The sequence below is a fragment of the Herbiconiux sp. VKM Ac-1786 genome (genome assembly GCF_015350805.1).
In the GTDB taxonomy this organism is placed as follows: Bacteria; Actinomycetota; Actinomycetes; order Actinomycetales; family Microbacteriaceae; genus Herbiconiux.
This window is the reverse complement of sequence record NZ_JADKSG010000002.1, coordinates 579,880-600,111: the sequence shown is the minus strand read 5'-3', so window position 1 is coordinate 600,111 and position 20,232 is coordinate 579,880. Positions and strand designations below refer to the sequence as shown.

General features: G+C 72.0%; 14 protein-coding genes. 9 read left to right on the top strand and 5 right to left on the bottom strand.

Annotation, left to right across the window (positions count from 1 at the left end):
- Positions 1–219: 219 nt before the first annotated feature.
- The 3 genes from ITJ64_RS13775 to ITJ64_RS13765 are packed head-to-tail and all read right to left on the bottom strand — an operon-like array spanning position 220 to position 6,299.
- Complete coding sequence (locus ITJ64_RS13775) at positions 220–3,693, bottom strand: error-prone DNA polymerase (protein ID WP_194681332.1); 3,474 nt, start codon at positions 3,691–3,693, stop codon at positions 220–222.
- 54 nt (positions 3,694–3,747) lie between these two features.
- Positions 3,748–5,547 carry a DNA polymerase Y family protein gene (locus ITJ64_RS13770; protein WP_194681331.1) on the bottom strand — a complete coding sequence of 600 codons (1,800 nt, stop codon included), beginning with the start codon at positions 5,545–5,547 and terminating at the stop codon, positions 3,748–3,750.
- Positions 5,544–6,299: a hypothetical protein gene (locus ITJ64_RS13765; protein ID WP_194681330.1), complete on the bottom strand. Its 756-nt coding sequence runs from the start codon at positions 6,297–6,299 to the stop codon at positions 5,544–5,546. Before ITJ64_RS13765 ends, ITJ64_RS13770 begins: the two co-directional genes overlap by 4 nt.
- Positions 6,300–6,420: 121 nt before the next feature.
- Between ITJ64_RS13765 and ITJ64_RS13760 the strand changes: the two genes are divergently transcribed.
- The 8 genes from ITJ64_RS13760 to ITJ64_RS13725 all read left to right on the top strand — a co-directional run bounded on the left by ITJ64_RS13760 (position 6,421) and on the right by ITJ64_RS13725 (position 14,601).
- Positions 6,421–8,088: a DUF885 domain-containing protein gene (locus ITJ64_RS13760; RefSeq protein ID WP_194681329.1), complete on the top strand. Its 1,668-nt coding sequence runs from the start codon at positions 6,421–6,423 to the stop codon at positions 8,086–8,088.
- Positions 8,089–8,090: 2 nt separating this feature from the next.
- Entirely contained in the window at positions 8,091–8,819 is a 729-nt protein-coding gene (locus ITJ64_RS13755; RefSeq protein WP_194681328.1) for a DUF4166 domain-containing protein, read from the top strand.
- The gene (locus ITJ64_RS13750) at positions 8,816–9,841 is read left to right on the top strand and encodes an epimerase (RefSeq protein WP_194681327.1); all 1,026 of its coding nucleotides are present in this window, start codon (positions 8,816–8,818) and stop codon (positions 9,839–9,841) included. The genes ITJ64_RS13755 and ITJ64_RS13750 overlap by 4 nt, the downstream gene beginning before the upstream one ends.
- A 193-nt stretch (positions 9,842–10,034) precedes the next feature.
- Positions 10,035–11,486 carry a 30S ribosomal protein S1 gene (gene rpsA, locus ITJ64_RS13745; RefSeq protein WP_173181006.1) on the top strand — a complete coding sequence of 484 codons (1,452 nt, stop codon included), beginning with the start codon at positions 10,035–10,037 and terminating at the stop codon, positions 11,484–11,486.
- A gap of 99 nt (positions 11,487–11,585) precedes the next feature.
- Complete coding sequence (gene coaE, locus ITJ64_RS13740; RefSeq protein WP_194681326.1) at positions 11,586–12,212, top strand: dephospho-CoA kinase; 627 nt, start codon at positions 11,586–11,588, stop codon at positions 12,210–12,212.
- A 16-nt stretch (positions 12,213–12,228) separates the two neighbouring features.
- Positions 12,229–12,993, top strand: coding sequence for a 5-oxoprolinase subunit PxpA (locus ITJ64_RS13735; RefSeq protein WP_194681325.1), 765 nt, complete (start codon positions 12,229–12,231; stop codon positions 12,991–12,993).
- Positions 12,990–13,712: an allophanate hydrolase subunit 1 gene (locus tag ITJ64_RS13730; RefSeq protein WP_228508676.1), complete on the top strand. Its 723-nt coding sequence runs from the start codon at positions 12,990–12,992 to the stop codon at positions 13,710–13,712. Before ITJ64_RS13735 ends, ITJ64_RS13730 begins: the two co-directional genes overlap by 4 nt.
- Before the next feature lie 13 nt (positions 13,713–13,725).
- Entirely contained in the window at positions 13,726–14,601 is an 876-nt protein-coding gene (locus ITJ64_RS13725; protein ID WP_370545190.1) for a biotin-dependent carboxyltransferase family protein, read from the top strand.
- A 71-nt stretch (positions 14,602–14,672) separates the two neighbouring features.
- Here ITJ64_RS13725 and ITJ64_RS13720 read toward each other — a convergent pair whose 3' ends face one another.
- Positions 14,673–15,698, bottom strand: coding sequence for a 6-phosphofructokinase (locus ITJ64_RS13720; RefSeq protein WP_194681324.1), 1,026 nt, complete (start codon positions 15,696–15,698; stop codon positions 14,673–14,675).
- Between the two features lie 98 nt (positions 15,699–15,796).
- Between ITJ64_RS13720 and uvrB the strand changes: the two genes are divergently transcribed.
- Positions 15,797–17,866, top strand: coding sequence for an excinuclease ABC subunit UvrB (uvrB, locus tag ITJ64_RS13715; protein ID WP_194681323.1), 2,070 nt, complete (start codon positions 15,797–15,799; stop codon positions 17,864–17,866).
- Positions 17,867–17,907: 41 nt separating this feature from the next.
- Here uvrB and ITJ64_RS13710 read toward each other — a convergent pair whose 3' ends face one another.
- Positions 17,908–20,175 carry a lamin tail domain-containing protein gene (locus ITJ64_RS13710; protein ID WP_194681322.1) on the bottom strand — a complete coding sequence of 756 codons (2,268 nt, stop codon included), beginning with the start codon at positions 20,173–20,175 and terminating at the stop codon, positions 17,908–17,910.
- Positions 20,176–20,232 lie beyond the last annotated feature (57 nt).

The window sequence follows — 20,232 nt, the reverse complement described above, 5'->3', positions numbered from 1 at the left end:
GCGTGCCCGCCGCTCGGGTGCAGGCGCCGCCCCGCTGCGCGCCCTCCCGCTTCTCCCTCGCGCGTCCTCCCACTGCCCCCTCGCGCGCCCTCCCGCTTCCACCTCGCGCGTCCTCCCATCTCCGTTCTTCGCGAGTGGTCACTTTTGGCGCGAAACACGGGGTTCTGCGGCCGAAAGTGACCACTCGCGACATGCGTGAGGTGGAGCGGGCGGGCGGGGTCAGCGGAAGTCGCGGGAGGAGGTCTTGGCGGCGAGGGTGAGGGGCTCGAGCTGGTCGGCCACGAGGTTCGTGATGCCCTCGTCAGTGCGCTCGAGGATGCCGCGCACCACTAGCGCCGGCGAGTCCCGGGCGATGCGGCGGTAGCGCTTCCAGATGCCGACGCCGCAGATCACGTTCAGGATGCCCGTCTCGTCCTCGATGTTCATGAACGTGATGCCGCTCGCCGTCGCCGGACGCTGCCGGTGCGTCACCACCCCGCCCACCTCGATCCGCCGCCCGTTCTCGGCCGTCGCGAGGTCACCCACCGAGAGCGCGCCGCGCCTCCGCAGCTCGGCCCGCGCGTGCGCCAGCGGATGGTCGTCGGGCGAGATGCCCGTCGCCCACAGGTCGTAGACCACCTGCTCCTCGGCCGAGAGCATCGGCAGCAGCGGCGGCTGCACCGACACGAAGGTGCCCGGCAGGTACTCCGCCTTCTCCTGCGCCGCGTTGCCCGCCTCCCACAGCGCCTCCCGCTTGGTCAGCCCGACGCTCTCGAACGCGCCGGCGGTGGCGAGCGCCTCGAGCTGCGGAGTGGTGAGCCCCACCCGCCGCGCCAGATCGGCCATGCTCAGGTAGAGCCCGTTCTCGTCGCGCTCGGCGACGATCCGCTCGGCGAGCGTGGTGCCGATCGAGGTCACCTCGTCGAGGCCCAGCCGCACGGCGACGTTGCCGTCGCGGCGGTGCTCGGCCGTACGGTCGGGCTTCGAGCGGTCGAAGACCTTCGGCACCGGCGGCGGCTCGTGCAGGCAGGCGTCCAGCCCGGTCTCGGCCACGACGGCCACCGGCCCGGCATCGCCATCGGGGGCCTTACTGTCGGCGGCATCGCGCTGGGCGGCATCGCGCTGGGCGGACAGCAGCAGCGGTTCGAGACCGGCCTGCACGCCCGAGCGCTGGATGTCGGGGCGTCGCACCTCGACGCCGTGCCGCCGAGCATCCGCCGTGAGGGTCTGAGGCGAGTAGAAGCCCATCGGCTGCGCGCGCAGCAGCCCGGCGAGGAAGGCGGCGGGGTAGTGCAGCTTGATCCACGAGCTCGCGTAGACCAGCAGGGCGAAGCTCGTGGAGTGGCTCTCGGCGAAGCCGAAGTTCGCGAACGCCTCGATCTTCGTGTAGATGACGTCGGAGTCGGCCGCGTTGATGCCGTTGTTCGCCATGCCCTCGTAGAGCTTCTCGCGCAGGCTCGAGATCTTCTCGAGGCCGCGCTTGGAGCCCATCGCCCGCCGGAGCAGGTCGGCGTCCTCCGCGGAGCAGTCGCCGACGGCCATGGCCATCTGCATCAGCTGCTCCTGGAACAGCGGCACCCCGAGCGTGCGCTCGAGCACCGGTTTGAGCTTGGGGTGCAGGTAGGTCACCGGCTCCTGCCCGAGCTTGCGCCTGATGTACGGATGCACGGCCCCGCCCTGGATCGGACCGGGACGGATCAGCGCGATCTCCACCACGAGGTCGTAGAAGGCGCGGGGCTGCAGGCGGGGGAGCGTGCCCATCTGCGCCCGGCTCTCCACCTGGAAGACGCCGATGGAGTCGGCCCGGCAGAGCATGTCGTAGACCGCTTCCTCCTCCTTGGGGAGGGTGTCGAGGGTCCACCGCCGGCCGGTCGACTCGTGCACGAGGTCGAAGCAGTACTGCAGCGCCGAGAGCATGCCGAGCCCGAGCAGGTCGAACTTGACGAGGCCCATCCAGGCGCAGTCGTCCTTGTCCCACTGGAGCACCGTGCGGTCGGCCATGCGCCCGTTCTCGATCGGGCACACCTCGCCCACCGGGCGGTCGGTGAGCACCATGCCGCCGGAGTGGATGCCGAGGTGCCGCGGGAACTTCAGCACCTCGGTGGCGAGGGCGATCACCTCGTCGGGGATGTCGTGGTCGTCGCTCTCGACGGCCGGGCCCCAGCGCTCGATCTGCTTCGACCAGGCGTCCTGCTGGCCCGGGCTGTGGCCGAGCGCCTTCGCCATGTCGCGCACCGCGAACTTGGGGCGGTACTGGATGACGTTCGCCACCTGGGCGGCGTTGCGGCGACCGTACTTCTCGTAGACGTACTGGATGACCTCCTCGCGGCGCTCGGAGTCGAAGTCGACGTCGATGTCGGGCTCCTCGTCGCGCATGCTCGACAGGAAGCGCTCGAAGGGCAGCTCGCGGGCGATCGCGTCGACCGCGGTGATGTCGAGCAGGTAGCAGACCGCTGAGTTCGCCGCCGAGCCGCGGCCCTGACAGAGGATGCCACGGCTGCGGGCCTCGCGCACGATGTCGTAGACGATGAGGAAGTAGCCCGGGAAGTCCTTCAGCTCGATCACGTCGAGCTCGCGATCGATGCGCGCCAGGTCGTCGGCACTGGCGCGCGGGTACTTGCGCGGGATGGCGTCGAGCACGAGCTTGCGCAGCCACGACATGGGGGTGTGGCCCTCGGGCACCTTCTGCCGGGGGAGCCGCGGCTTCGCCATGCGGAGCTGGAAGGACAGGTCGGCCGCCACCTCGACGGTGCGCTCGACGGCGCCCGGGTAGCGGGCGAAGCGCCGGGTCATCTCGGCGCCGGAGCGGAGGTGGGCGGTGGGCGCGGCGGGCAGCCAGCCGTCGAGCTCGTCGAGGCTGCGGCGGGCGCGCACCGCGGCCAGGGCCTGGGAGAGCCGGTGCTGCTTCGTGGTGGCGTAGTGCACGTTGCCGGTGGCGACCGTGCCGAGACCCTGCTGCTCGGCGATGCCGGCCAGGGCGTCGTTGCGGGTGCTGTCGAGCGGATCGCCCCGGTCGGTGAGCTCGACCAGCACGTTCTCCCGGCCGAACAGGGCGACGAGCCGGTCGACCTCGCGGGCGGCGCCGTCGACCCCCTCGAACTCGAGCGCCTGGCGCACGGGGCCCTTGCGGCAGCCGGTGAGCACCAGCCAGTCGCCGTGCGCCTGGGCGGCGAGCTCGTCGAGGTCGTAGAGCGGGCGGCCCTTCTCGGCCTGCGGGGCGAGCTGGGCGGAGGTGATGGCGCCGGCGAGGCGGTGGTAGCCCTCCTTCCTGCGGGCGAGCACGAGCAGGTGGGAGCCCTCGGGGTCGGCGACGCCGTTCTGCGGCTTGCTGAGGTCGAGCGAGAGCTCAGCCCCGAAGACCGTGGCGACGTCGTGCTTCTCGGCGGCCTCGGCGAAGCGGACGATGCCGTAGAAGCCGTCATGATCGGTGAGGGCGAGGGCGTTCAGGCGCAGGCGGGCTGCCTCCTCGATGAGGGTCTCGGGGGAGGAGGCGCCGTCGAGGAAGCTGAAGTTGGAGTGCACGTGCAGTTCGGCGTAGGGCACCGACGGCTCGGCGGGCTCTGTCGGCTCGGCGCTCTCGGCGGCCTCGGGATCGTAGGGCGCCCGCTTGGCGGACTCGGTCACCCCGTCACCGGGCGGCGGGCCGGGCCTCGTGCGGTCGGACAGGGTGCGCTCGAGCTCCGACCACGGGATCGCGGGATTGTTGAAGCCCATCAGCACCCCTTCGTTCGTGTGCGGCCGGCGGGTCGGTGGTGGGCGGGTCGGTGGTCAGTCATAGCGGGCCTCCGCCCACCAGAGGTGGCGGTCGAGGGCGAGGAGCCAGGCGACGCCGTCGGCGTCGACGAGCTGGAGGCGGTCGACGCGGCGGGCCTTGCGGCTGTCCCACCAGCGCTCGGAGACCGGCCAGGGGCCGGCCCAGGCCTGCACCGGGCGGAGCGACCGGCTGGAGACGTCGGGGGAGAAGCGGGCGGGAACCCCGACGAGCTCACCGGACTCGTCGACGTCGACCAGCTCGTTCCGGCCCGTCATGAGCAGCACCTGGCGACGCTGCTCGAACACCGTGGTCGGCAGCGGGGGCGGGAGGCTGCCCGGCCAGGGCGCCACCTCGGCCCCGGCGGAGCTCTTCGGCCCGCGCCGTCGCCCGCCGGCCGACGTCGGCCGGACAGCGGCGCGCGTCACCGCGGGTTCGATCATGGCTTCGGTGCCCGCCAGCGCTATCCGCGAGCCGGAGGGCGCGGTGCGGGACGCAGCGGTCGCGGTGCCGGGCAGGGTGGGCGCGGCGGGCGTGGAGAGGGCCGCGGCGGGCGCGGTGCGGGGCATGGTGGGCGCGGTGCGTCCGGGGGCGGCGGGAGTCGCGGGGCGGTCGCCCCACGGGACGAGGAGCTGCCGCTCGCGCGGGGAGCGGCCTCCGCCGATGGAGGCCGTGAGCACGCCCTCGTGGCCCACGATGCTCTGCACGCGGGAGAGGCCGTGGTGGATGCGCTCCTCGGAGCCCGTGCCCCAGAGCCCGGTCTCGTGGCGGGCGCTGTCGTCGACCGTCTCGGCGGTGAGCCGCACCCGCACGACCGGGGCCGAGAGCGTGCTCTCGATGGTGCTGCCGCCCTGCAGCTGCCAGCGCACCCGGTCGACCACGTCGCTCGCGCCGAACCAGCGCGGATGCAGCCAGGTGCGCTCCCGCACCTCGCCACGCTCGGTCGCGATCTCGACGCGCAGCTCGGTGCAGACCAGGCGGGCCGCCGCGAGCTCGCCGACGAAGCGGTCGGCCTCGGCCCGGATGCTGAAGGTGATCTGGTCGATGCGCTCCAGCGGCGGCTCGAAGGCGTTGACGCTCTCCCGCACCTCGGGCGGGACGCGGGGGATCACCCGCCGCGGGTCGGTGCCGCTCGCCCGCTCGTGCGCCCGCGCCCCCGGCTCGCCGAAACGGGACCGCACGTCTTCGGCCGGCAGCCGCGCGAAGTCGCCCAGGGTGCGGATGCCGAGGCGCCAGAGCAGGGCGCAGAGCTCGTCCTCTGCCAGCAGCTGCAGCGGCAGCCGGGCGAGGAACTCGGGCGAGGCCCCCTCCGGCACGATGCGGATGAGGTCGACCCCCGGCAGCCGCGCCGCCTGCTCGGCCGCGAACAGCCCGTCGGCCACACCGACCCTGGCCTCCGTGACGCCGAGCTCGGCGAAGCGCTCGAGGAAGGCGAGGGCCGCCGCGTGCTCGCTGCCGTAGAACCGCTTCGGGCCGCGGGCACGGAGGGCGCAGCTGCCCGCGCGCATGACCTGCACGTTCGGGCTCATCTCCTCGAGGGCACCGATCAGCGGCTCGAAGGCGCGGTTCACCCGCACCGGGTCGTAGGGGAAGTCCCGCAGCCGAGGGCTCCGCGCCTGCGCCTCCCGCAGTCGCAGCCCACGGCGCACCCCGTCGGAGCGCGCCCCCTCGGAGCAGGCGTAGACCAGCCCATTCTCGATCACCGCGATCGGGTCGTCGAGCGTCAGCCCCTCGGCCTCGGCCGCGGCCGCCACCGGCCAGTCGGGGCACCACAGCACCATCGTGCGCACGGCCCCGGCGGCCGCCCCCGCGCTCATCCGTTCACCTCGTGAAGCAGTCTCAGGGAGGCAGGTGTCTCACGACGACCGTCGACCGGCGGCACAGCCGCCAGCCCCGGCAGCTCCATCACCGGCCGGAACAGCTCGTCGCCGTCGGGCAGCCACAGCCGCCCCCGCCGCGGCCGCCCGTTGCCCGTGCGCGCCGTGACCGACACCATCGCCTGCCGCCCCGCCAGGTAGCCGTGCCCCGAGCCGATGCCCGTCCACGTGCTCTCGGTGATGCGCAGCGTCGCCTCGCTCTGCGGCCAGTCGCCGAGCACGATCAGCGTCGCCTCACGCTGCCGGATGCGCGCCTGCAGCCGGGCCATCGCGGCGTCGGGCACCCGCCCCGGCACCCGGGTCACGACGACTCCCACCACGTCGGCCATCGCCGCGGTGACGGTGAGCCACTCGTCTCCCGGATGCGGCACCAGCGCCAGCCGCTCCAGGTCGACCCCGAACCGGGAGGCCGCCTCGACCCCGAAGTCGGGCAGCCCGACGACCCCGCACCAGATGCCGTCGGCCGAGGGCCCCGCCATCAGCGCCATCACGAGCGCGGTCGAGCTCTCGACCGAGTAGGCGGCCCCGGCGCGCAGCGAGCCGCCGGGCAGCAGGGGCGCGATCGCCGGATGGGTGCGCACCGCCCGCGTGTCGAGCTTGGTGGCCTGCATCTGGCTGATGCGCGACTGCAGCGCCCGGATCTCCTCGCCCGCCGGAGCGGGGGAGGAGACGTCGAGTGCGGCATCGGTCATGGCCCCATATTCGAACATATGTTCGAAGAAGTCAATCGGGCGGGACGGTCGTGCAGAGCATCCTGAGGCCTGTGAAGAACCCTCAACGACCGGTGTCGGTGGGGTGCCCTAGGGTCGAATCATGAGCACTGTACGTCCTGCAACCGACATCGACCGCATCGCCGAGCGCTGGGTCGACACCGTGGTCGAGCTCGAGCCCGTGCTCGGCACCTACATCGGCCGCACCGAGGTCAACGACCGGTTCGGCGATCTCTCGCCCGCCGGCCACGAGCGCTACGTCTCCGCCGTGAGGTCGGTGCTCGCCGAGCTCGAGGGCGCCGTGCCACTCGACGACGTCGACGAGGTCACCAAGACCGACCTCTCGAACGAGCTCCGGCTCAGCCTCGCGAGCAGCGAGGCCGGCCTGCAGCTGCGCGACCTGAACGTGATCGACTCGCCCAGCCAGCACATCCGCGAGGTCTTCGACCTCATGCCCACCGAGACCGAAGACGACTGGGCCGTCGTCTCGAAGCGCCTCTCGGCCGTCGAGGAGGCCGTGAACGGCTACATCGTCACCCTGCGCGAGGGCATGCGGCAGGGTGTCGTGCCCGCGCGCCGGCAGGTGCTCGAGGTGCTCGCCCAGGCCCGCACCAACTCCGGCCCCGACAGCTTCTTCACCACCTTCGCCACGAGCGCCGAGGCCACCGCCCGCGTCGGCGAGGCGCTGCACCGCGACCTCGGCCGTGCCGCCGAGACCGCGTCCGAGGCCTACACGAAGCTCGCCCAGTTCCTCGAGAACGAGCTGGCCCCGGTCGCCGGTGAGCAGGATGCGGTGGGCCGCGAGCTCTACGCCCTCCAGTCCCGGCGTTTCCTGGGTGCCACGATCGACCTCGACGAGACCTACGAGTGGGGCATCGAGGAGCTCGGGCGCATGGTGCGCGAGCAGGAGGCGATCGCCGAGGAGATCAAGCCCGGGGCGTCCGTCCTCGAGGCCATCGCCTTCCTCGACGAAGACCCGGCCCGAAAGCTCCACGGCACCGAGGCGCTGCGGGTCTGGATGCAGGAGACCAGCGACCGCGCGGTGGCCGAGCTCGGCGCGACCCACTTCGACATCCCCGAGGAGGTGCGGGCGATCGAGTGCATGATCGCCCCCACCCACGAGGGCGGCATCTACTACACCGGCCCCACAGACGACTTCTCCCGCCCCGGCCGCATGTGGTGGTCGGTGCCCGAGGGCGTCACCGAGTTCGACACCTGGCGCGAGCTCACCACCGTCTACCACGAGGGCGTTCCCGGCCACCACCTGCAGATCGGCCAGGCCGTGGTCAACCGCGCGAAGCTCAACACCTGGCGGCGCCAGCTCGCCGGCACGAGCGGCCACGCCGAGGGCTGGGCGCTCTACGCCGAGCGCCTGATGGAGGAGCTCGGCTACCTCGACGACCCGGCCGACCGCCTCGGCATGCTCGACGGCCAGCGCATGCGGGCGGCCCGCGTGGTGCTCGACATCGGCGTGCACCTGCAGAAGCCGCGCCTGGACGGGCAGGGCGTCTGGGACGCCGGGTACGCCCTGGAGTTCATGCGCCAGAACGTGAACATGGACGACGCGTTCATCCGCTTCGAGGTGAACCGCTACCTCGGCTGGCCCGGCCAGGCCCCCTCCTACAAGGTGGGCCAGCGCATCTGGGAGGAGGTGCGCGACACCCTCCGCGCCCGCGAGAAGGAGGCCTTCTCCTCGAAGGAGTTCCATCGCCGCGCCCTCGACCTGGGCGGCGTCGGCCTAGACACCCTGCGCACCGCGCTCCTCGGCTGATCGTGGTCGCCCGCGCGCGTTCCCCCTACGAGCTGACCTCCGGCTCGGCCCTGGACGACCTGCATCCGGTCGTGAGGCGCTACGTCGGCGGCATCCGGCCCGGCTTCCGCGGCTACGGCAGCGGGGTGTTCGAGCAGATCGGCACCCCGAGGCGCTGGCTCTGGCCCCTGCTCCGGATGCTGGCCCCTCAGGGCATCCTGTTCCCCGCGTGGGAGCACAACGTGCCCTTCAGCATCATCAACGCCCCGCTCGTCGACCGCGACGGCCGCACCGGAGTCGTCGCGGTGCGCCGTTTCCACTTCCTCAGCGGAGCGCAGGCCATGGTCGACGCGATCACCGCCGAGAACCCGGGTGCCGACGGTCTGGTCGACCACCTCGGCGTCGACCGGCGCTTCCGCGTGCGGCTCGCGACCCGGGTCGTGCGGGGCGAGCTGCACCTCACGTCGACCGCGCTCGAGCTGCGCGTCGGGCGGCACTTCGTGCGACTGCCCGCGGCGCTGTCCCCGCGAGTCACCGTCGTCGAGCGCTTCGACGACGCCGCGAACGCAGGGGAGGGCGCGCAGCGCGTGACCGCCGTGATCGAGGCGCCCCTCGTGGGGCGGGTGTACGAGTACACCGGAACGTTCGCGTACGAGATCCGGCCCGAACCGGCGCGCACCGGCACCGAGTCGGCCGAGCGCACCGAGTCGCCCGCGCCCGCCCCGTCCACCCGTCCCGGTCGCCCCGAATGACGGCTCCCCGGCGGGTCGTGCTGGCCGGAGCATCCGGCTTCATCGGCACCGCGCTGGCGCAGTCGTTCCGCGACGAGGGCGCCGAGGTGCTGCTCATCGGGCGTCGTGGGCCGGATGCGCGGTGGAACGACCCCGCGGCGATCGCCGCCGTCGTCGACGGCGCCGACCTCCTGATCAACATGGCCGGCAAGAGCGTCAACTGCCGATACGACGCGGCGAACCGGGCCGAGATCTTCCGCTCACGGCGGGAGACCACGCGGGCGCTGCACGAGGCCGTGGCCGCCGCCGCGCATCCGCCCCGCCTGTGGATCAACTCGTCGACCGCGACCATCTACCGCCACGCCGACGACCGGCCGATGACCGAGTCGACGGGCGAGATCGGCGAGGGCTTCTCGGTGAACGTCGCGACGAGCTGGGAGGCCGAGTTCTTCCGCGGCGAACTGCCGGCGACCCGGCGGGTGGCGCTCCGCACCGCGATCGTGCTCGGCGACGGCAGCGCGCTGGCGCCCATCATGATGCTCGCGCGCGTCGGCCTCGGCGGCCCGCAGTTCGACGGGCGCTGGCCCGCGACCCGCGCCGGGCTCGCCGCCGGCACGTACCACCGCTACCGTCCGAGCTCGCGCGGCGGCCGCCAGCGGTTCAGCTGGGTGCATCTCGACGACGTCGTGGGCGTGGTGCGCTTCGTCGACGAGAACGACGCGATCGAGGGCGTCGTCAACGTGTCGGCGCCGAACCCGACCGACAACCGCACCTTCATGGCCTCGGTGCGCCGGGCGGTCGGCGCGCGCTTCGGCATCCCGACCTGGCGGTGGATGCTCGAGCTCGGCTCGATCGCCATCCGAACCGAGACCGAGCTCGTGCTGAAGAGCCGCTGGGTGCTGCCCGAGCGCCTCGAGGCGGCCGGCTACGCCTTCCGCTTCCGCGACCACGACGCAGCACTCGACGCGATCGTCGCCGAGCGACGCGCGAGCCGCGCGCGCGGAGGCCGCTCGCGCGGACGCGGCTCGCGCGAACGCGGCTGAAGGAATGCCCGACGCGGCCGCGGCGTTGAGAACAACATGCCCGAATCCGCACTTGCCGCGCCCGTTCCCGCATAGCTAGACTAGAGCGTCACTTCTGTGACTTCTATCCGCCTGCCAGTCGCGGAAAACCTGGAATTCGAATGAGATCCATCGCGACCGGCCTGAATCATGTCCACAACGGAGCAACCACTACATGACAATCGCAACGACCGAAAAGGCAACCAAGCAGGTCGCCATCAATGACATCGGATCTGCTGAAGACTTCCTCGCCGCGGTCGAAAAGACTCTGAAATTCTTCAACGACGGAGACCTCATCGAGGGCACCGTCGTGAAGATCGACCGCGACGAGGTCCTCCTCGACGTCGGTTACAAGACGGAGGGCGTCATCCCTTCGCGTGAACTCTCGATCAAGCACGATGTCGACCCGACCGAGGTCGTTCAGGTCGGTGACCTGGTCGAGGCCCTCGTCCTCCAGAAGGAGGACAAGGAAGGCCGGCTCATCCTGTCGAAGAAGCGCGCCCAGTACGAGCGTGCATGGGGCGACGTCGAGAAGATCAAGGACGCCGACGGCGTGGTGACCGGTTCGGTCATCGAGGTCGTCAAGGGCGGTCTGATCGTCGACATCGGCCTGCGCGGCTTCCTCCCCGCCTCGCTGATCGAGCTCCGCCGCGTTCGCGACCTGACCCCGTACCTGGGCCAGGAGATCGAGGCCAAGATCCTCGAGCTCGACAAGAACCGCAACAACGTCGTGCTGTCGCGCCGCGCCCTGCTCGAGCAGACGCAGTCCGAGAGCCGCACCACCTTCCTCAACAACCTCCAGAAGGGGCAGGTCCGCAAGGGCGTCGTCTCGTCGATCGTCAACTTCGGTGCGTTCGTCGACCTGGGCGGCGTCGACGGTCTGGTTCACGTCTCCGAGCTCTCCTGGAAGCACATCGAGCACGCCTCCGAGGTCGTCGAGGTGGGCCAGGAGGTCACCGTCGAGATCCTCGAGGTCGACCTCGACCGCGAGCGCGTCTCCCTGTCGCTCAAGGCGACGCAGGAAGACCCGTGGCAGGTGTTCGCCCGTACCCACGCCATCGGCCAGGTCGCGCCCGGAAAGGTCACCAAGCTGGTGCCGTTCGGTGCGTTCGTCCGTGTCGCCGAGGGCATCGAGGGTCTGGTGCACATCTCCGAGCTCTCCGGCAAGCACGTCGAGCTCGCCGAGCAGGTCGTGTCGGTCGGCGACGAGGTCTTCGTCAAGGTCATCGACATCGACCTCGAGCGCCGCCGCATCAGCCTCTCGCTGAAGCAGGCGAACGAGGGCGTCGACCCCGAGGGCACCGAGTTCGACCCGGCGCTCTACGGCATGCTCACCGAGTACGACGACCAGGGGAACTACAAGTACCCCGAGGGCTTCGACCCGGAGACCAACGAGTGGAAAGAGGGCTTCGAGGCCCAGCGCGAGAAGTGGGAGCAGGACTACGCCGAGGCGCAGGCCCGCTGGGAGGCCCACAAGAAGCAGGTCGCGACGTCGGCCGCCGAGGCGCTCAACAGCGACATCCCCTCGGGCTCGAACTCGTTCTCGAGCGAGTCGACCGGCGCGGGCACCCTCGCCGACGACGAGACCCTCGCCGCTCTGCGCGAGAAGCTCAGCTCGAACAACTAGTCACACGCCGTACTGCAGTACCGGATGGCCGTCCCTCTCGAGGGGCGGCCATCCGCCGTTTCACGAGCCATCAGCGGGGCCGCCCGCTAGCATGGCAGCGTGTTCGTGATCGCACTCACCGGGGGCATCGCCGCCGGAAAGTCCACCGTCGCCCGCCGCTTCGCCGAGCACGGCGCCGTCGTCGTCGACGCCGATCGGCTCGCCCGCGAGGCCGTCGAACCGGGAACCCCGGGCCTCGCCGCGATCGCCGAGCGCTTCGGCCCCGGGGTCATCGACGCCGACGGCCGGCTCGACCGCCCCGCGCTCGGCGCCATCGTCTTCGCCGACGAGGCGGCCCGGCTCGACCTGAACGGCATCACCCACCCGGCGGTCGCCGCGCTGCTCAAGGAGCGCCTCGCCGAGACCGCCGCGTCCGATCCCGACGCGATCGTCGTCTACGACGTGCCGCTGCTGGCCGAGTCGGGTGGCCGCCGCGACGGGCTGTTCCGCTTCGTGGTCGTCGTCGAGGCTCCGGCCGAGGTGCGGGTGCGGCGCCTGATCGAGCTGCGCGGGATGGCCGCCGACGAGGCCGGGCGGCGCGTGGCGTCCCAGGCGAGCGACGAGGAGCGGCGCGCCCTCGCCGACGTCGTCATCGACACGGGCGGCTCGCTCGACGAGACCCTCGAGCAGACGGACGCCGCGTGGCTCCGGGTGCGCGAGGCCGCCGCCCGGGCATCCGAGATCTGACGGCGACCCCCGCGCCGTGACCACCATCGACCTCAACGCCGACCTCGGCGAGTCCTACGGCGCCTGGACCCTCGGCGACGACCGCAGCATGCTCGAGCTCGTGACCAGCGCGAACGTCGCGTGCGGCTTCCACGCCGGCGACCCGTCAGGCCTCCTCGCCACGGTGCGCCAGGCCGCCGCGCACCGCGTGAGCGTCGGCGCCCAGGTGTCGTACCCCGATCTCCGCGGCTTCGGCCGCCGCGACCTCGATCTGCCGCCGGCCGACCTGATGGCCGACGTCGTCTACCAGCTGGGGGCTCTGCAGGGGCTGGCCACCGCATCCGGAACCCGCGTCGCCTACCTCAAGCCGCACGGCGCCCTCTACAACCGGGTCGTGCACGACGAGCTGCAGGCCGCGGCCGTCGTCGAGGCGGTTCTCGCGGTCGACGCGACGCTGCCGATCGTCGGGCTGCCCGACTCCGAGATCGGCCGCCTCGCCGAGGCCGAGGGCCTGCGCTTCGTGCCCGAGGCCTTCGCCGACCGGGGCTACCGGCCCGACGGCACGCTGGTTCCGCGCGGCGAACCCGGTGCGGTGCTGCACGACCCCGACGAGATCGGCGAGCGGATGCTCCGCCTGGCCGCCGAGGGCGTCGTCACCGCGATCGACGGCACCGACCTGCCCCTCTCGGCCGAGACCATCTGCGTGCACGGCGACACCCCCGGCGCCGTGCGGATCGCCCGCGCGGTGCGCGACGCGCTCGAGGCCTCCGGGCTGACGGTCGCGGCGTTCGCGGTGCGATGACGGGTGCGCCGCGCGCTTCGGCGTCTCCGCTCGGGCTGCAGCTGCGACCGGTCGGTGCGTCGGCGCTGCTGGCCGAGGTTCCGGATGCCCGGTCCGCCCTCGCCCTCTACTCCCGGCTCCGGGCGCAGCCGTCGGCGCCGCCCTCGCTCGACGGGGTGATCGACGCCGTGCCCGCCGAGCGCACGGTGCTCGTGACGTTCGACCCCGGACGCACCGACGCCGCCCGTGTGCGGCGCTGGCTGCTGGAGGCGGCGGACGCCGCGGCCGCCGCGGGCCCGGCAGCCGCGGGCTGGGCCGCCCAGGGCTCCGCCGTTGCGGGCCCGACCGACGGGCCGCACCGCGTCGACATCCGGGTCACGTACGACGGCCCCGACCTCGACGACGTCGCGCGCACGCTCGGCCTGACGGTCGGTGACCTGATCGCCTTGCACACGGGCACGCGCTGGACGGCGGCCTTCATCGGCTTCGCGCCCGGCTTCGCGTACCTGACGGGCGACGACGCGGGCCGGCTCACCCTGCCTCGACGATCGACTCCTCGGTCCTCCGTCCCGGCGGGATCGGTCGCGCTGGCTGCCGGCTACTGCGGGGTGTACCCGCGCGAGTCGCCCGGAGGCTGGCACCTGATCGGCCGCACCGAGGCCACGCTGTGGGACGCCGGTCGTCCCGCTCCGGCCCTGCTCGCCCCGGGCACCGCGGTGAGGTTCGTCGATACCGGCTGAGCACGCGGTCGAGGTGCTGGCGACCGGCACGCTCACCCTGCTCCAGGATGCGGGCCGCCCGGGCCTCGCGCACCTCGGCGTCACCGGGTCGGGTGCCGCCGACCAGGGTTCGTACCGGGCCGCCAACCGGCTGGTCGGGAACGCGGCGGGGGAGGCGGTGCTCGAGTCCGTGCTCGGCGGGATCGTGCTGCGCGCCCGGGGTGCGCTGCTCGTGGCCGTGACCGGGGCGACGGGGTCGGTCGTCGTGGAGCGGTCGGGCGGGCGGGCGGCGGTCGAGCATCCGGTGGGCTGTTCGTTCACCCTCGGCGACGGCGACGTCGTGCGGGTGGGGCCGCCGACGCAGGGGCTCCGCACGACGCTCGCCGTGAGGGGCGGATTCGCCGTGCCGCCCACGCTCGGCAGCCGGTCGAGCGACGTGCTGAGCGGGCTCGGCCCGGCGCCGCTGCGGGCGGGCGACGTGCTGCCGGTGGGCGACGTCGCGGGGGAGTGGCCCGAGGCGACCCTGCTGCCCGGGGCGATCGGCCGGCGATGGGGGCGGATGCTCGCGGTGACGCCCGGGCCGCGCGCCGACCTCGTGGGCGCCGCCGGCTTACCGCGCCTGCTCGCGACGGAGTGGACCGTCTCCGCCGCGTCGAACCGCGTCGGCGTGCGGCTCGTCGGCCCGCAATCGGCCCCCGGATCAGGGGGCCACGCACTCACCCTGCCCAGCGAGGGCATGATCGTCGGCGCGGTGCAGCTGCCGCCGAGCGGGGAGCCGGTGGTGTTCCTGCGCGACCACCCGGTGACGGGCGGCTACCCGGTGATCGCGGTGCTCACACCGGAGGCCGTGGACGTCGCGGCACAGCTGAGGCCGGGCGATGCCGTCGGGTTCGAGGCGGTGCACGGGTAGACGCACGGGTGCGGGACGCCGACCGCTCCTGAGGGTCGACGGCCCGCATGCGTGCGCGAGCTGATCGGGGGTCAGCCGAAGAGCATGGCCGCTTCGTCGTAGCGGTGCTGCGGCACCGTCTTGAGCTTGCCGAGCGCCTCCTCGAAGCCGACCGTCTCGATCTCGGTGCCGCGGAGCGCGACCATGCGGCCCCACGAGCCGTCCTGCACGATGTCGCTCGCGGCCATGCCGAGGCGGGTGGCGAGCACCCGGTCGTAGGCCGTCGGCACTCCGCCGCGCTGGATGTGGCCGAGCGTGGTGGCGCGGGTCTCGATACCGGTGATCTCCTCGATCATGGGGGCGAGGCGTTCGCCGATGCCGCCGAGGCGGGGGCGGCCGAAGGCGTCGAGGCCGCGCTCGGAGTGGGCGTCGTCGGCGTGGTCGGGCGTGAAGCCCTCGGCGACGACGACGAGCGGCGCGCGGCCGCGGTCGGCGGCGCTGCGCACCCACGCGGCGACCTGCTCCATGCTCGTCTTCTGCTCGGGGATCAGGATGGCGTGGGCACCGGCGGCCATGCCGGAGTGCAGCGCGATCCAGCCGACGTGACGGCCCATCACCTCGGCCACCATGCAGCGGCTGTGCGAGTCGCCGGTGGTGCGCAGGCGGTCCATGGCCTCGGTGGCGATCTCGACGGCGGTGTCGAAGCCGAAGGTGTAGTCGGTGGCGTCGAGGTCGTTGTCGACGGTCTTCGGCACACCCACGATCTTCAGCCCCGCATCCGTCAGCCGCTTGGCCGCCGCGAGGGTGCCCTCGCCGCCGATGGCGATGATGGCGTCGATGCCGTGCCGGTCGAGCATCTCCTGGATGCGCTCGGGCCCGCCGTTGCCCTCGAACGGGTTCGTGCGCGAGGTGCCGAGGATGGTGCCGCCCTGCTTGGCGATGCCGCGCACGTCGCTGCGCTCGAGCGGGCGGATGTCGCCCGCGACGACGCCGCGCCAGCCGTCCTTGAAGCCGACGAACTCCTGGTCGTTGATCTCCGTGCCCTTCAGCACGGCGCCGCGGATGACGGCGTTCAGACCGGGGCAGTCGCCGCCGCTGGTGAGGATTCCGATTCGCATGGTGATGTCTGCCTCGTGGTGGTGGTGAGGTAACGCTCGGCATGACGCTCTGAGCGAGCACCGACGCTGATGTCGGTGGCTCTCCCTAAACTTAACGCATGGAACCCACTCGCTCCGTGCACCCCTTTGAAGTCATCTCTGAATACACGCCGAGTGGAGACCAGCCCGCCGCCATCGCCGAGCTCGCCGGCCGCATCAACGCGGGCGAGACCGACATCGTCCTGCTCGGCGCCACCGGTACCGGAAAGTCGGCGACCACCGCCTGGCTGATCGAGCAGGTGCAGCGCCCGACCCTGGTGCTCGCGCACAACAAGACCCTGGCGGCCCAGCTGGCGAATGAGTTCCGCGAGCTGATGCCCAACAACGCCGTCGAGTACTTCGTCTCGTACTACGACTACTACCAGCCTGAGGCGTACGTGCCGCAGACCGACACCTTCATCGAGAAGGACAGCTCGGTCAACGCCGAGGTCGAGCGCCTGCGCCACTCCACAACCAACTCGCTGCTGTCCCGCCGCGACGTGGTGGTCGTCTCGACCGTCTCGTGCATCTACGGCCTCGGCAAGCCGGAGCAGTACCTCAACGCGATGATGGCGCTCCAGGTGGGGCAGCGCATCGACCGTGACCACCTGATCCGCCGCTTCGTGTCGATGCAGTACCAGCGCAACGACATCGACTTCTCCCGCGGCAACTTCCGGGTGCGCGGCGACACCATCGAGATCATCCCGATGTACGAAGAACTGGCCATCCGCATCGAGATGTTCGGCGACGAGATCGAGGGGCTGTACAGCCTGCATCCGCTCACCGGCGACATCGTGCAGAAGCTCGAGAGCGTCTCGGTGTTCCCCGGCTCGCACTACGTGGCCGATACGAACGTCATGCACCGCGCCATCGAGACCATCCAGACCGAGCTGCACGACCGGCTGGCCCAGCTCGAGCGCGAGGGCAAGCTGCTCGAGGCCCAGAGACTGCGGATGCGCACGACCTTCGACCTCGAGATGATGCAGCAGATCGGCTTCTGCTCGGGCATCGAGAACTACTCGAGGCACATCGACGGCCGCAACCCGGGCGAGGCGCCGCACTGCCTGATCGACTACTTCCCCGACGACTTCCTGGTCGTCATCGACGAGTCCCACGTCACCGTGCCGCAGATCGGCGCCATGTACGAGGGCGACTCCTCGCGCAAGCGCACGCTGGTCGACCACGGGTTCCGGCTGCCGAGCGCGCTCGACAACCGTCCGCTGAAGTGGAACGAGTTCAAGGAGCGGGTGGGCCAGACCGTCTACCTCTCGGCGACGCCGGGGCGGTACGAGATGGGCATCGCCGACGGGGTGGTGGAGCAGATCATCCGCCCCACCGGTCTGATCGACCCGACGCTCATCGTGAAGCCGTCCAAGGGGCAGATCGACGATCTGCTCGAGGAGATCCGGCTGCGGGCCGCACGCGACGAGCGGGTGCTCGTCACCACGCTCACGAAGAAGATGGCCGAGGAGCTCACCGACTTCCTCACGGAGGCGGGGGTGCGGGTGCGCTATCTGCACTCGGATGTCGACACGCTGCGACGGGTCGAGCTCCTGACCGAGCTCCGGCAGGGCGTCTACGACGTGCTCGTCGGCATCAACCTGCTGCGTGAGGGGCTCGACCTGCCGGAGGTGTCGCTGGTGGCCATCCTCGACGCCGACAAGGAGGGCTTCCTGCGCTCCTCGACGTCGCTCATCCAGACGATCGGCCGCGCGGCCCGCAACGTCTCGGGCGAGGTGCACCTCTACGCCGACAAGATGACCGACTCGATGCGGCTCGCGATCGACGAGACCGACCGCCGGCGCGAGAAGCAGGTCGCCTACAACACGCTGCACGGCATCGACCCGCAGCCGCTGCGCAAGAAGATCGCCGACATCACCGAGGCACTCGCCCGCGAGGGCGCCGACACGGCCGACCTGCTCAAGGAGCGCGCTGGCCGCGGCAAGAAGAGCCCCACGCCGAACCTCCGGCGCGAGGGCATCGCCGCGCAGGGCGCGAACGACCTCGAGTCGATCATCGCCGACCTGAACGGCCAGATGCTCGAGGCGGCCGCCGAGCTCAAGTTCGAGCTCGCGGGGCGCCTCCGCGACGAGGTCTCGGAGCTGAAGCGCGAGCTGCGGCAGATGGAGAAGGCCGGCCACATCGCCTGATATGCGGATGCCGGGGCCCTCGCGGGGCCCCGGCGACGCGCTCAGGAGGTGGGGCGGGTGGTGCGGCGACGGCGGAGCAGCACCAGGCCCGCGCCGCCGAGCAGGAGCAGGGCTCCGGCGGCGGCCCAGCCCGCGGGCTCGGCACCCGTCGACGCGAGGCCCGTGGGCTTCGCCCCGGCACCCGGCTTCGCGGGGGTGACGGGCGTGGCCGGAGCCGGGCTGGCCGGTGCCGGGCTCGTGGGGGCGGGGCTGGTGGGCGCCGGGGTCGGCTCGGCGGGCGGGATCGGGCCCTGCGGCCCGAGGGCGAGGTCGCACGAGATGGTGCCCGACCAGAGCGAATGTCCGCCGTTGTTGCCGTCGTCGGCCCGGATGACCTCCTTCACCCCGCCGACGCAGGTCGAGCTCGGGGTGACGGCGAAGCCCTCCAGGTTGTAGTCGGGCAGCCCCGTCGGCCGGTCGTAGACGCGATCGACGGCGAAGTCTCCCTGGGCGTCGATCTTCAGCAGGGTCACCGAACCGGCCGAGCTGTTGTCGGCGACGGCCCAGATGCGCTGCGCATCGGCATCCCACTGGGTCTCCTGGATCATCGGCAGGCCCGTGTCGATCGACCCGACCCGGTGGAACGACCCGTCTGCGTTCAGCGCGTAGGCGTAGAGGTGGCCGTTCTTCTCCAGGGCGGCGAAGTAGAGCCCGCTGCCGTGGCCCGGGTAGTCGGCCGGATCGTAGGCGGCTCCGGTGCTCTGGTCGACGAAGCCGTTGCCGGTGAGGTAGCTGTCGGGCACCCAGGTGAGACCCTCGAAGCCGAGGTTCGCGTCGGCCTTCACGGGGTCGATCGCGTCGGCCAGGTCGGCGGTCAGCACCCACTGGTGCGTCGGCTGAAGGGTGGTGCCCGAGGCGCTCGGGTCGTAGCGGAGCACGCTCTCCAGGGGCACGCTGCTGGCGGCGTTGTCGCGCTCGGTCGTGATGTAGAGGAACCCGTCGGGGCCGACGGTGATGCCCTCGGAGTCGGGCTGTCCGCCGCCGTCCGGGAAGACGATGTCCTTACCGGCGCCCCAGTCGTTCGCCGTGTCGGGCACCCAGAGGTCACCGCTCTTCACCAGTCGATAGACGTGGCTCTTGTTCTTGACGGCCCAGAGCACCGTGGGCTGGGCCGGGTCGATGGCGAGGCCCGAGAGATCCTGACCCGAGAGCGGGGTGACGAAGCTGCAGGCGTTGTCCGACACGCGCCAGTCCTGGCTGCCGGGCCAGGCGGCGCCACCGGCGATCGCCGGGCCGCTGCCCGAGGCCGCTTCGCTCTCGCACTCGGTACCGCCCGGGATGCTCGGCGGGATGATCTCGCCGGCGCACGCCTCGGCGTTCGAGACGCCCCAGCTCGACGCCGCCGTGTGCGCCCAGGCACCGGTGGCGTCGCCGCAGCGCGACCACGAGCCGGGCTGCGCGTCGGCCGCGCCCCAGGTGACCGAGTCGACCGAGGTGCTGCCGTCGGCGAGGAAGAGGCGCACGCCGTCGCCGTCGGAGCTGAGGCCCTGGTTCGACAGCAGCACGAGGTAGCCGTGCGCCGGCACGACGGTGCCGTTGGGCGCCTCGACCGGGGCGGGGGCGCTGCTGCTGTCGCCCTGCGTCCAGGAGGCGACGTCGACGTCGACGTCACCGGTGTTCACGAGCTCGTAGGCGTCGTGGTACGGGTCGGCGTTGGCCGAGGTGACCTCGTTGATCGAGACGGCCTTCCACGCGTCGCCCGGCTCGGCGGGGTCGGTCGGGTCCGTGGGGTCGGTTGGCTCCGTCGGCTCGCTCGTCTCCGGGTTGAGCGCGCCCTTGGACGGCACGGCCTGCTGCACGAAGTCACCCGTGCCGTTCGGCACCCGCCCGTAGCTGTCGAGGTGCCTATCGCCCCACTCGTACGAGTCGAGCAGCACCTCACCGCCGGGCGCGTAGAGCCCCAGGCGGTCGTTCTTCTTCAGCTTGAAGCCCGAGCCCTCGGCCACGAACACCGCGCCGGCGTCGATCACGGTGCCGGCCGGCAGGGTGAGCGACACGTCGTTCTCCCGCCCGGTCAGCACGGTGCCCGAGGCGTCGACCGGCTGCTCGCCGATGTTGACGAGCTCGACCCAGTCGGGGCTGCCGTCGGTCTCGATCTCGTTGATCCGCAGCGAAGCGGCAGCCGGAGTAGGAGAAGGAGAAGGAGAAGCAGGGGGCACGGCAGCGGGAGCCGGCGCGGCCGACGCCGCCACGGGCATCCCGAGCAGGCCGGAGAGGAGGAGGGCGCCGCCGGCGACGAGTGCGAGCGGGCGCGAGGAGATCTTCAGCACGGTCGCCACCCTGACGGCTCCGTGCGAACGGCAGGTGTCCCGCGGGTGACGACGGCC

Excerpts from the sequence above, each read along its gene's own strand:
- ITJ64_RS13775 (WP_194681332.1), bottom strand. The coding sequence starts at position 3,693 with ATGGGCTTCAACAATCCCGCGATCCCGTGGTCGGAGCTCGAGCGCACC.
- ITJ64_RS13770 (WP_194681331.1), bottom strand. The coding sequence starts at position 5,547 with ATGAGCGCGGGGGCGGCCGCCGGGGCCGTGCGCACGATGGTGCTGTGG.
- ITJ64_RS13765 (WP_194681330.1), bottom strand. The coding sequence starts at position 6,299 with ATGACCGATGCCGCACTCGACGTCTCCTCCCCCGCTCCGGCGGGCGAG.
- ITJ64_RS13760 (WP_194681329.1), top strand. The coding sequence starts at position 6,421 with ATGAGCACTGTACGTCCTGCAACCGACATCGACCGCATCGCCGAGCGC.
- ITJ64_RS13750 (WP_194681327.1), top strand. The coding sequence starts at position 8,816 with ATGACGGCTCCCCGGCGGGTCGTGCTGGCCGGAGCATCCGGCTTCATC.
- rpsA (WP_173181006.1), top strand. The coding sequence starts at position 10,035 with ATGACAATCGCAACGACCGAAAAGGCAACCAAGCAGGTCGCCATCAAT.
- ITJ64_RS13730 (WP_228508676.1), top strand. The coding sequence starts at position 12,990 with ATGACGGGTGCGCCGCGCGCTTCGGCGTCTCCGCTCGGGCTGCAGCTG.
- ITJ64_RS13720 (WP_194681324.1), bottom strand. The coding sequence starts at position 15,698 with ATGCGAATCGGAATCCTCACCAGCGGCGGCGACTGCCCCGGTCTGAAC.
- uvrB (WP_194681323.1), top strand. The coding sequence starts at position 15,797 with ATGGAACCCACTCGCTCCGTGCACCCCTTTGAAGTCATCTCTGAATAC.